Origin of the sequence: Pseudoduganella rhizocola (assembly GCF_045984285.3) — a bacterium.
Lineage (GTDB): Bacteria > Pseudomonadota > Gammaproteobacteria > Burkholderiales > Burkholderiaceae_D > Rugamonas.
In genome coordinates this window covers 414,033-426,327 of record NZ_JBJQIK030000001.1, presented here as the reverse complement: position 1 = coordinate 426,327, position 12,295 = coordinate 414,033, and the positions used below count along the sequence as shown (strand labels likewise).

The 12,295-nt window shown below is 65.4% G+C and carries 9 protein-coding genes; all 9 read right to left on the bottom strand.

Annotation, left to right across the window (positions count from 1 at the left end):
- Window positions 1-33 precede the first annotated feature (33 nt).
- Window positions 34-786: a LytR/AlgR family response regulator transcription factor gene (locus tag ACJRPG_RS02000; RefSeq protein ID WP_407998370.1), complete on the bottom strand. Its 753-nt coding sequence runs from the start codon at window positions 784-786 to the stop codon at window positions 34-36.
- Window positions 786-2,117, bottom strand: a complete 1,332-nt coding sequence (locus ACJRPG_RS01995; RefSeq protein ID WP_407998369.1) for a sensor histidine kinase — start codon at window positions 2,115-2,117, stop codon at window positions 786-788. Before ACJRPG_RS01995 ends, ACJRPG_RS02000 begins: the two co-directional genes overlap by 1 nt.
- 162 nt (window positions 2,118-2,279) lie before the next feature.
- Window positions 2,280-3,434, bottom strand: coding sequence for a S41 family peptidase (locus ACJRPG_RS01990; protein WP_407998368.1), 1,155 nt, complete (start codon window positions 3,432-3,434; stop codon window positions 2,280-2,282).
- Window positions 3,435-3,493: 59 nt separating this feature from the next.
- On the bottom strand, window positions 3,494-4,360 hold the full coding sequence (locus ACJRPG_RS01985; protein ID WP_407998367.1) for a hypothetical protein: 867 nt from the start codon (window positions 4,358-4,360) through the stop codon (window positions 3,494-3,496).
- A 102-nt stretch (window positions 4,361-4,462) separates the two neighbouring features.
- Window positions 4,463-8,041 (bottom strand): tubulin-like doman-containing protein, encoded by a 3,579-nt coding sequence (locus ACJRPG_RS01980; protein WP_407998366.1) that lies wholly within the window; start codon window positions 8,039-8,041, stop codon window positions 4,463-4,465.
- Between the two features lie 9 nt (window positions 8,042-8,050).
- Complete coding sequence (locus ACJRPG_RS01975; protein ID WP_407998365.1) at window positions 8,051-8,488, bottom strand: hypothetical protein; 438 nt, start codon at window positions 8,486-8,488, stop codon at window positions 8,051-8,053.
- Between the two features lie 15 nt (window positions 8,489-8,503).
- Window positions 8,504-9,994, bottom strand: coding sequence for a hypothetical protein (locus ACJRPG_RS01970; protein ID WP_407998364.1), 1,491 nt, complete (start codon window positions 9,992-9,994; stop codon window positions 8,504-8,506).
- Entirely contained in the window at window positions 9,991-11,505 is a 1,515-nt protein-coding gene (locus tag ACJRPG_RS01965; RefSeq protein WP_407998363.1) for a hypothetical protein, read from the bottom strand. Before ACJRPG_RS01965 ends, ACJRPG_RS01970 begins: the two co-directional genes overlap by 4 nt.
- A gap of 179 nt (window positions 11,506-11,684) precedes the next feature.
- The gene (locus tag ACJRPG_RS01960; RefSeq protein WP_407998362.1) at window positions 11,685-12,161 is read right to left on the bottom strand and encodes a cache domain-containing protein; all 477 of its coding nucleotides are present in this window, start codon (window positions 12,159-12,161) and stop codon (window positions 11,685-11,687) included.
- Window positions 12,162-12,295: the final 134 nt, after the last annotated feature.

Sequence of the window (12,295 nt, the reverse complement as noted above, 5' to 3'; positions counted from 1 at the left end):
ATGACGAGGACGGCCAGCAGACGGGCAGCCCTGCTACATCTGTCGGAACTGCCTGGCAAACCCCTCACTCACGGTCAGGCGCTCGGTCCGGCCTTTCAGGATTACCTCCAGCCCGGCGCCGCCGCGCGCCACGAATTCATTGCGTTCGATCCGGTCAATGGCCTGCAGATTGACGATGGCGCTGCGGTGAATTTGCGCGAACATCTGCGGATCCAGCTGCTCGAGCAGGGACTTGATCGGCAGCCGGATCAGCGAATCGCCGTTCTCCGTCACCACCCGCGTATACTTTTCGCTCGACTGGAAGTACAGCACTTCGCTCACCATCACCAGCCGCACCGAATGGCCGCTCGAAGCCTTGATCCACTTGAGGTACACCGGTGCGTCCTCCTTTTCAAACAGCTTTTCCCATAAGGCCGGCGGCGGGCTCGCGGCCGTGCGCGACTTCAGGCGGTGGATCGTCTGCAGCAGGCGCGCGGTCGTCAACGGCTTGACCAGGTAGTCCGACGCGCCGGCATCGAAAGCGGCCAGGGCATAGTCCGCATACGCGGTAACGAACACCACCTGGCACGACTCGGGAATATGGCGCGCCACCTCCATGCCGTTGAGGCCGGGCATCTGTATGTCCAGGAAGACGATGTCCGGTTTCAGTGCATCGATGGCCGCCACGGCTTCAATGCCGTTTTCAACCTGGCCGGCGATTTGCAGTTCGGGCCACAAGGCGCGCAGCTGGTCCGTCAACTCTGCCCGCAGCAGAGGCTCGTCTTCGACAATCAGGGCGCGTGGCATCAGGCGTGGCTCCCGACAATAGGTAGGGTCAACAATACGCGTACTCCTTGCCCGTCGCCCGGCTCCACAGAAAGGCTGGCCTTCCGCCCGTATAGCAGCAGCAAGCGCTCTGCAATATTCGCCAGCCCCGTGCCTTGCCCGGCTTGTTCGGTCAGGCCGACCCCGTCGTCAACCACCGACACGCTCAGCAGCTCGCCCGTCCCGCCGCTTCCACGCCTTGCACTGATGGTGATCAGGCCCGGCCGGCTGGCCCGTTCCAAACCGTGTTTGACGGCGTTTTCCACCAGCGAGATCAGCATCGCCGGCGGGAACGGCAGGCTGCGCAACTCCTCCGCGGCTTCGACGGTGTAGCGCAGGCGCGCGCCCATGCGGATGCGCATCACCGCGAGGTAGTCCGTGACAAGGTCGATTTCCCGCCCCAGGGTCGATGACACGGAGCGCATATCCGGCATCGCATTCTGCAGGTAGCCGACCAGGTGGTCGAGCATGTCTTGCGCGGCCTGTGGGTCAGTGCGGATCAGGTATTTCAGATTGGCCAATGTATTGAACAGGAAGTGTGGCTCGACCTGGGCCTGCAAGGCAGAGAGGCGTGCCTGCAGCGAAGTACGTTCCAGTTCGCGCTCACGCCGGGCCGCATCCAGCGCGCTGGCGTGGCGCGCGAGGTGCTGGCGCAGTTGGGCAGACACTGTCTCGGCGGCCTTCAGCGACTCCCCCTGCTGGATGAGGAACCAGGCCAGTCCGGCGCGGCAGCGTACCTCGATGTGGCAGCTGGGGCCCAGATCGGACGACACCTTCACCTCGACGTGGCGCCCCAGCACGAATGGACGCCGCCGGCCCAGCACTATCCGGCCCTTGAAAGGGTCGTGGAAGAATGCCGGCGGGCCGGAATAGCCGAGTGCAGTGCCGAGGGCCAGCCCCGACAAGGACGCGGTGCACAGGTCAAAGGTGGTATAGGGATTGAACGGCGCATCGATGCTGCGCGTCACCGAGGAAGCCATCGCCTCGGCGCTCAGCGCCTTGCCCTCCTCGCCCAGCCGCGCAAGAAAGTTGCGGGCGATCCCGCTGGAGATGAGCGCAAGCCAGACCGCCACCGCCGGCACAACGCAGCCGGCAATGTACAGGGTCAGCTTGCGGCTCCCCACTCCGCCCGCCGCAGCCGGCCCGAGTTTCAGCCAGAGCGGCAGCAGCGCGATCGGCAGCGACAGGAACAAAAGCGAACCGGCGTTGAAGCGCAGCGCCGACTGCAGCAGGTAGCGGCGCACCAGGCGGCGGTCGTGCCCGACTTCCGCGACGGGAGGTGCGTTGAATGGCAGGAATGGGGGAGAACTCATTGAATTCCTCGTTGAACTCGCCCCGCCATTCTAGCCGCTGGAATGCGCGGGTTTTAGCCCATGCGACGAATGCCCGAAAACCGGGGAGGAAACCGGCGCCAGCGGGATGAACGCCGCTGGCAGGGGATGAACCTGGCCTCGCGAGGGAGTCCAGTCCGCCGCTTACAAGGACGCTTCCAGTTCGGCGAGTTTCTTCTCGAGGAGAGGACGATCCTCCGCATCCTTCACTTGCGGCAGCACCTGCCGCAGGGCCAGGGCGTTGGCTTTGGCAAGGGCCTTGTCGGCTGCAACGGCGACGTCCGGCTTCACGCCGCTTCCTTCCCAATTGCCTTTGGTGATAGGGTTGATCGTGCGGCCGATCGGGATAATGGCGATCATGTGCGGATCGATTCGGTAGGGATGGATCGGGTGCGCACCGCCTCCGCTTGTTTCGCCGACGACGGTGATGCGCTTGATGGCCTGCAGGCTGTACGTGAAGTCCTCAGCTGCGGAAAAGGTTTCGCGGCCGGTCAATACATAGACCGGTTTATCCGCGCCAAAATGCGCACCTGGAACCGCGGGGTCGCTCCAGAATGAATCCGTTTCATTGTCGGCCCTGAAGTACATGTCCGATAGATGGACCTTCTTGTCGCCGAGCAGGTAACTCGCCACATGCGCCACCATGCGCGGGTCGCCGCCACCGTTGTCGCGCAGGTCGATGATCATCGCGTTGCCGCTGGCCGCAAAATTCATGGCGGCGGTGGCAGCTGCCTTGGCGATGTCCGCGTCAAAGAAGGAGTCGAACTTCATATACATGATATTGCCCGGCAGGCGCTCCACTTTTTCGAAAGCGAAGTTCCAGTATTTCCCCACCTCGGTCATGCGCTCGCGAACCTCGGGCGGCATGCCGTCCTTGAGCGAGGGGCGCGGCCGGTCAGGCCTTGCGTTTGGCCTGTGGCGTACGCTCAGGTGCTTGTCCGGATTGACGGCCTGGAGATGGGACGTCAGCATTTCTGCGAACGCCGTATGCGTGGCTGCCTTGTCGTAGTCTCCCTTGCGCAAATGGCCGCGGATGGCGGCAGCCATCTTGTTGCCGCCGTCAGCGTAGACGTAGTTGGCGGACAGGCGCTGGGCCAGGAGCTCAACGGCCGCCGCCTTGTCGGCTGCAGCCAGCGGCATGGACTGCTGCGCTGCCGGTACCGCTGCGGCGGCCCGGGCCTGTGCTTGTGCGCCTGCGCTGGCGAGGGTCATGGCGCAGAGGATCGAGACTGCAAAGGGGATGGATTTACGCATTGCTGATTTTGTCTCCGTAAAATATATACATAAGTGCTTATGCATTTACATATTAAATTGCCATTTGCAAATATGTCAAATCTTTCCTTGGGCCGGAGCGGCAATTACTGCAGCAGCGTGGATTCGAGGAAGCGCGACAGCTCGTCTTTCAGGGCGTTCAGCCTTGCGGCCACTTCCGGCCGGTTCATCTTCTCCGCCTGGCGCAGCTTCGCTTCGGCGCAGTTGTGATTGCCCTGTTTGAGGCAGGCGTTCGCCTCGTCCAGCAGCTGTTCGGCGCGAAGGGTATCGATGCGGGCGAATACGGCGTCCGTTTCCTTGTCTTCGCCCCACTTCTTCGTGAAGCCTGCGAGCCTGCTGGCGGCGAGCTCCGGCTTGTTCGCCTTCATGGCGCTGTTGATGCCGGGCTGCAGGTCGTTCCATGCCTTCGCGCGCTGGCGCGCCTTCTCGCAGTCCGGGGCGGCGCTTTCGATGGCGTCCTGCAGGCGTTGCAGCTGTTCGGGCATCGCCTTGGCATTTCTGAGTGCGCTCAGCTCGGAGCGCGCATTGCTGATGCGGCAGTCGGCCGTCAAAGCGATGGCGTCGCTGACGCGGGTTTCAAACTGCTTCGCACGGTTTTCCGGTTTCACGACCAGCCAGATGGCCAGCACCAGCAGCGCAATCAGCAGCCAGGTGCTTTTGCTGACCGGCTTGCGCAATGGCGGCCGCGCTGCCTGCGCGCTGCCGGCGGCTGCCCGCACTGCGCCAGCGGCGCCCGCAATGCCGCTGCCGCCGGGAGCTGCGGGCTTGCCGGAATTACCGGGCTTTGACAAGCCTGCAGCAGGGCTCCCAGCAGCGCCGGCATCGCCGGGGCCCTGCCCTGCTGCCGCAGCCTTGTTCGCGTTCACTGCGGCGCGGTATGCCGCTGCAGCTTCCTCGGCCGACGGCTGGGGCGCGGGGGCTGCTTCGGCGCGCGGCGGCGCAGGCGGAAGCACGGCGCCCGGCTGCCGCGTTCCGCAATACGGGCAAAAGTTCACCGCGCGCGGAAACGGCCTGCCGCAAGTGCTGTTGATGCATGCGTAAGAATCGGCCACCACTCACTCCGGATCTGGAATCTCGTCCTGCGGGTCCGGAATCGCGCCGCCGAACAGCACCGCGATCTCGGGCAGCTCGGCGGCCGCCTTCCATTGGTCCACGTGCGGCGTCCAGCGCATATTCCACAGCTTCGTGCCACGTTCTATCTCTCCGCGCGCAATGCGCTGCGCCAGTTCCGGCACGGTGAACGGCCCATGCTGGACGCGGTTGAGGAATATCTTGTACAAGCCGTCCGGGGCCGCGGCCGGCGCCGCGCCGAACAGACCCGCTGCCGTGGAATCGCTGGCCAGGTATTCCGGGCGCAGCACGCGCTTCTCCACCTGCTGCTGCACTTCCCAGCTGTAGCTGTCGCTCGCCGAGCCGTGCACCACCTCGCTCCACTGCGCCAGCGCATCCAGCGCGCGCTCTTCCGCCGCCGCGCCGAGCGCGGGATCGGAAGCGTGCGCCCGGCGCAGCCATGCATCATGCAGGCGGCGCGCGGTGATATTGGGCAGCGAGGGCGAAGGGAGTTCGGCGCCCGTTTCATCCACCTCCAGGCGCGGCTGGTACACCCGCAGCTGGTAGTGCCGCATCAGCGCCGCCAGCAGCACCATCTGGTGCGGCCCCATGCGGCCGAGGCGATGCTGTACCGAAGCGATGACCTGGTCGCGGTAGTACGCAGGCAGGCCGTTGGAACGGATGGCAAATTCATTCCCGATCTGCAGCCACTCGCCGGACCCCTGCTCCACCTCGAACAGGTACTGGCCGCGCGGCTGGAAGCTGGCCTCGCGGTCGCCCAGGTCGGCTTTGCGCTTCAACACACCCAGTGCAATCGCCTGCAGGAACCATTCATAGTCGTCCGCCAGCCGGTTGAGTTCATCCATGTTCGGCGCGATGGGATGGCGGAAGCGCGTCGCGTCGAAATGCAGGTGCGTGGGAATCTTCGGATTCTCGATCTGGTAGGACGTGCGCCAGGTCGGCAGCCCGCGCAGGGCCGTCATCGGGAATCCGGACAGCTCGATATAGCAGACCGCCTTGCCCCCTATGCCCGTGTTGACGATGCTGATCAGGTCTCCATGGAAGAAGCCCGCCGGCACGGCGGCACGCAGTTCAGGCTCCAGCCGCCGCCAGGCATTGGCATCGCCGACGCCGATGAAGCATTTGAACTGGTCGGCATGCGGTGAATATTCAGCGCTGAAACGCGCGTTCACCCATGGCATCGCGCTGCGGATCCACTCATTGAAGATGCGCTGCCGTTCCTGCGGCGACAGCGCCAGCAGGCGGTCCAGCAGCGGATCGGATGGCGCCGCGTCGCCCGCGTGCACCTTGGCGAGCTGCGTCTGCGCGCGGCGGAACAGCTTGAGCAGCAAGGACGCGCGCAGCTTCTCGTCGCCCAGCTGCGGGAACAGGCGCGCGGAACCGCCGAATTCGCGCAGCACCTCTTCGCTCCACTGGCTTACGTCGCCGCTCAGCTGCACCGGCTCCGGCGGCACATCGCTCGCCAGCTTCATGTACGTGGCATGCTCGTGCTGCGCATCCGCGCGCAGCTGCGCGATGCGCTGGTCGACCGCTCCCAGCATGGCTTCCACGCAGCGCCGCCCTTCCTGGAATTCGCCCGCAATGCCGCTCCACTCGGCACGGCCTTTTTCATCCACGGTGCGGATCTCGCCCAGCCAGGTGGACATGGAGGCCAGCAGCTCCACCGCCTGCCCCGCCGCTACCGCCAGCAGGTGGAAGCGCAGGTAGTCGGCGATATCGCGCTTCAAATGCGCCATGACCTCGCGCGACTGCTGCTCGCGTCCCAGCAGCTTGCCGGAAGCCTGGGTGAGATTGTTCAGCGACTCTTCCACCTGGCGCGTGCGCAGCATATCGCGCATCTCGCGGTAGCGCCGCGCATTGCGCTCCATATGCGGCAGGTCGCGCTGCGCGATGCGGCCCTTGATCTGTTCCAGCAGCGACAGCACGAACTCAAGGCCGCCCTGCTTGCGGTCGTCCAGCAGCGCATACAGCTTGCCGCGCACCCGCGCCTGCAGCCGCGCCGACAGCTCGCTGGTATGGCGCTTCAGCCGGTCTTCACTGGTCTCGGCCGTGGCCCCGGCTTCGCGGATCGCATCGCGCTCCAGCTGCGGCAGCAGCTCGGCCACTTTCTCGCGCCAGATTTTCAGCTCATAGCCGGACATGATGCGGTCCACTTCCATCTGCACCTTGCTCTCGATGCGCTCCAGCAGCGAGCGTTCGTCCTTGTCCTGCAGCAGCTGCCCGGTCAGTGCGTATTCGTGGAAGGGCGTGGTGTCGACCAGGCCCTTGCGGAAATCCGGGAACTCGTCGAAGGGCTGTTCGCTCATGGCCATCTGCTCGCGCATGAAGACGTCGCGCTCCTGGTCCCCGGCGCGGCGCGCGGGGGCGCCATCGCTGCCCATGATGCCGAAGAAGGCCTTCACCATCAGCCCGGCCAGCTCGTAGGCGCGGATGTCCTCGCGCAGGCTTTGCTGCGTATCCAGCACCGACTGGCCGAAGGCCGAGTACACCTTGGAGTAGGACAGGCGCATGTCGCCGAAGCGCTGCTCGGGCACGCGCGGATTGAACGGGCCAAGCTTGTGCTGCTGCTGGTTGACTGCCACCGAGCGCTTGCGGTTGGCGAAGTCGGCCGAGGCAAAGTCCTCGAACAGCGAATCGGCCACCATCTGGTACACGTCCTTGACGTCCAGCGTCGCCTTGTTGGCGAGGTTGGCGGTGTCGACAAAGTACACATCGTCGAACGGAGCGCCACGGCCGGTAAGGCTGTCCGGATCGGCCCAGCGCACATTGGCGCTCATGTCGCGCATTGCCGTTTCCAGTTCCATCATCGTGGCGTAGGCATTCGCCTCGGTGCGCTCCTTGTTCGCCTTCGCGTAGGCGGTTGGCATGAACATCACCAGGTCGACCTGGCTGTCCGCCACTTCCTGCCGGGCGATCGCTTTGGCGATCCAGCCCAGGTCCATCATGGTGCCCGCGCCGGTGCCGCCCGCGTTTGAGCCGATAACGACAATGCGGAACTTCGAGGTATCCACCTGCAGGCCGAGGCGCTGGTAGTTCTCCTTGCGCTCGTTACCGGCATTACTGCTCAGGAAATTCAGCGCACCCTTGATGCGGCCGCGCAGCTTGGGGTATTTGTCGAACAGGTAAAGCCGCGCCACGGCGCGGATCTGTCCCGCGCCTTTCGAGGGATCGATGCCCAGCGAGCGCAGTTTTTTCGGGCGCAGCGGCATCCAGCTTTCGATCAGGGGGAAGCGCGCCAGGCTGTCGTCGGACTCATGGTATTGCGGCAGGTCGATGGCTTCCACCAGGCGCTCCTCGTCGCTCAGCTTCACCAGTTCGAACCAGGGGTCGGTGCGCTGCGACTTGCCTTCGTCGATCACGGCGCCGTTATCGAGGTCGATGTGCAGGAAGCGCGCCACCGGGAAGTCGCCGATTGCATCAACCCGCGTTGGATGATGGCGGTTCCATACCGCGGACAGGATGCGGCGGCGGATGCGCATCAGCACTTCCATGCCGGTGCCGCCGGCGCCGATGAACAGCGTTGGCCGCAGGTCGATCTTGAGTTCAGTCTTCTTGTCGCTCATGGAGTCTCCTTAGCGGCGCCCGCTCAGCAGCGCGCCGGCAATGGCCGCAATGCCGAACACCAGCAGCGTGCCGGTGACGGCAAGGTTGAGGAACTTGCTGGCGTTGAGCAGCCCCAGCACCACGGCGGCGCTCAGGAAGGACAGGCCGAAGAACATCAGCCAGCCAGCGGTATCGGCCGACGACGGCGACACGCGCTTGCGCACCAGGTGGTTGGCATAGGCATTGCGGGCAAAGAAAAAGATCACCAGCAGGACAAGGAAGATCGCGCCGCCGATGGCGATATCGCGGCTGGAGGTATCGGTAGCCGGTGCGCCCGCCACGGGCGCCACTTCGATTGCCGGAGCACCTTCGGCCGGCGGCGTTGCCGAGAGCGGCGAGCTGGCGCCGTCCGGCGCTTTCGGTGCGGAGCTGTCGGGGACTTTAAAGCCGGGATCGGGAGTCTGCATGGTTTCCTCGAAGGGTTAGCTGCCGAGACGGACCTGCGCGCCTTCGCGCACGTCCGCCAGGTGGTTGCCGAACAATTTGGTGTGCAGGGTGGCGGCGCGGTTGCCTGCGCGGTCATACAGGGGTGTGCTGGCGCCGGGTTTGGCGCGCACGGTGCGCGGCTCGCCGTCGATGGTGACAAGCACCTTGCGTGGCCGTGTCGCCGCCAGCACCGCCGCCGCAGTGGCGGCCAGCAGCGCGGCGATGCCGCCGATCAGACCTGCCAGCGGTGCAATGCCGTAGTTGATGCGCACCTCCAGCGGCAGGCGGGCTTGCGAGCTTTTGATCTGCGCAGGCGGCGTAAAGATCTCCGGCAGCGGATCGCCGGGGAACAGCGCCTGCATGCGCTGGCGGAAGGCCTGCGACAGTTCAAGCTTCTGCTCCGTGAGCTGAACCTGGATATGGGCCGGCAGCACTTTCGCCGATCCGGCTGCGCTCACCGCTTCCAGCGACCATCGGCCCGGCAGCTGGGCGGCGGGCAGCGGCATGGCCGAGCCCAGGGCCTGGCTCTTGCCGGGGGCAAGCACGCTGATCTCACTCGCATCCAGCTCAATCGGCACCGCACGGCCGGCCAGCACCGAGCTGGCGGCGATGCGCGCATGGTTAATCGTATAGGGATAAATCGTGTTTTCAACACGCCAGGCGATGCGCGCGGCGCCGCCGTGTCCAGGCTGCGCCTGGACGGCTGCATCAATGTCGGCGCGCAGCACGCCATTGGCCTGCGTGCTGAAGGCAACGCCTGGCAGGCCGCTGACTTTCGCCGGCACCAGCCGCACCGTATCCTGGTCCAGCGGCTTGAGCCGCGCGGGCGGCTCGGTGATGACCTGCTGCACGCGCCCCGTGCGCAGCAGCTGGTCCAGCTCGCGCACGCCCTGCTCCTGCACGGCGAATACATATACCATCAGGCCGTTGGCCGAATAGTTTGCCCCCTTCACCGGCATGTGCAGCGGGAAGGCCAGCGCCTTGCGGATCTCGCCGCCGCCGTGAATCAGCTGGTAGAACTCGCGGTTGCGCCGCGCCGTGGCCTGGTCGTTGTTTGGGCTGTTGCGGTTGTTGGTGAACAGCCAGATCAGCCCCGGCTTGCCGCCCAGCGCCGTATCGATGGAGGCCCGCACGGCCTCGCCCAGGTCGGTATCGGCCAGCGCATTGCCGCCCGGCTTGCGCGCCACATCCAGCGAGGCAAGCGCAGCGGCCACCGCATCGCGCGGAGCCTTTTCATCGACCTTGAGCGCCAGCAGCGCTTTGGGCGATGCCGCACCGGGCAGGCTCTGGTTGAACGACGCCATCACCAGCGCATCGCCCGGCTGCGCTGCGGCCAGCGCCACCTCGCGCACCAGCGCCTTGTACTGCGAACGGGGATCGCTGTAGAAAGGCTCCATCCAGCCCGAGTTCTGCACCAGGAATACATGCGAGGTGGCGCCCGCCGTTCCCGCGGCGGCGCACAGCAGCCCAAACAGCGCGGCCCTCACGCACCGCCCTCCAGCCGCCAGCCCCGGATCTCGTTCCATGCGGGATGGTGCAGCCACAAGCAGTCGTCGTGCACAAACACGTGGCAGTCCGCGGGATGGCGCAGCCGCACCAGTTCATCCAGGACCACATTGCGCTGCCCCACCCACTCCACAAAAGTACGGGGCAATATTTCGCCGCCCAGCGCCGCTTCCGCCTTGCCGGTATAGCCTTCGATGCGCAGCACCAGGCCCGAAGACTGGCTGCGCGTGGCCGAGATATTCGCCAGCAGCGGCAGCACCAGCGCGTCGCCATGCCGCTGGTCTTCCACATCCTCCACCGACCAGGGCTCGTTCTTCACCTGGTGCCCGCGCCGGAACAGCAGCGTATCGAAGCCGAGCCGCGCGCCGTCGATCAGCTCCACCTGCGCATCTTCGCGCCCCAGCTCGCGGAAGGAATAGCTTTCGCCATCGTGCCCGATCAGCCATAGCCTGCCGTCGCGGCTGCGCACCGGCCCGCCGAACTGCAGGCGCGGCGTCCACGGGAAAGGCCATGCCAGCCATTGCGGCGCACGGCCCGGATACCACAGCAGCTGGCCGCGCTCGTGCAGCCATACCAGCGCGCCATCGTAGCTGTATGGCCGCGACCAGCCTTCCGCCGGTGCATCCGCGCCGCTGACCGCCAGCACTTCCGGATCGGCGCCGGCGGCCAGCGCAGTCCACAGCCGCAGCCCATCCGGGGCATTGAACAGGCAGGCGATATAGCGGCCCACCGCGCCGGGGCCGCTGGCCAATGGCGCGTGCAACAGGGGCTCGGTGCGGTAGCTCTCGCCAACCGGATTGACCAGCAGGCGATGCAGTCCGCCCTCGCCCGGCACCAGGCCCAGCTCGCCGCGCCGTGCGCCCGCCCCGGCGGGCAGCCAGGCGTAGGTGGAACGCTCGAAACGAAGGTCGGCCGTGCCCTCTTCCGCCACCATGATCTGCCAATGGGCGGCGAAAGGATCCCAGTACTGCAGCACATTGCGCGTGTAGGCCAGCGCCAGCAGGCGCTGGGCCGCAAAGCCGAAACGGCCGGAGGCGAACACGCAGACGGCATTCGGCGGTGCAGGCAGGCGCAGCTCCGCCTGCCCCACGGCCGGCTCGGCCGGACGCAGCTCCAGCGCCGCCGCCAGCGGCGCCGCGCTCAAAGGCAGGCCTTGCGGCACATGGCGCGGCAAGGGCCATGCAGCGGGCGGCAGGGGCGAAGTCCCGGCAGGTGTCCACCAGGCGGGAAAGCGCTGCGGCCGCTGTTCGGCCATGGCCAGCGCCGCCCCGCAATCGGGGCAGAACGCAAAACCTTCAGGGTAAATGGGAGCGTGATGGCAGGACATGGGCAGGGACGCGCCCAGCAGCGCGGCCACGTCCGGCAGCCGGCCGCGCGCATGCGCCGCCCAGGCGACAGGACTCAGGTCCCTGCTGCCTTCCAGTTCAAAACCGCCTGTGCCGGGCGCGTGTTCAAGCCAGGCACTATCCTCGGTTTGCCACCTGTATGCCATGTTTCATCCGGTCTGTTTGAAGCAAATGAACACAAGCTCTGCCTCGGCGAGCGCGTGCTGTTGGGCCCATCATAACGCATAAATCTGGGCTGACCGGACAAAAAACAACGTCCCGCGATGGCGGGACGTTAGAAAGCTTTGAAAGGGGTTGCGTGCACATTGCACGCAGTTACGAGCAATTATTTATAAATGCCAACACCTATCAGCACATCGCCCACCTTCTCCACGTAAGTGGACTTATCTTCGAGGTTCTTGCTGATGGAGTTCGGCCATTTATAGGACACCCAGCCCTTGCCGGCCGGGCTGCCGGCCAGCTTCAGGAACTCCTTGATCGGATATACGCCGCCGGCATTGAGCTCGGTGAGGTTCTTGTTCACCATTTTCGGATTCTGGCCGTGCGCCAGCGCCACGCCGCGCTCATCGCCCGTCATGCCGAACATGAAGACGTAGAGGTCGCCGTTGATGAACTCACCTTTGGGATCGTTGAACGCCGCGATGGCCTTGGCCCGGCCATTTTTCTCAAGATAGGCTGCCGCTTTTTTAACCATTGCCACCGCCTCGTCAGCGGTGCCGCGGTGATCGGACTGGGCCTGGGCGCTACCGCCCACGGTCAATGCAAACAGGGCAGCGAACAGCATGCGGAAAAGATGCTTCATAGCGATAAGTCTCCTCTTGGAAGTGGCCTTGCGGCCTTATGTCACCGGGCTTCGTCGAACCCGTCGTTCCAGAGTAGCACAGGCCAAATCGCCTTAATTGCCGAGTGTGTGAATATTCACACACCAAGCAACAG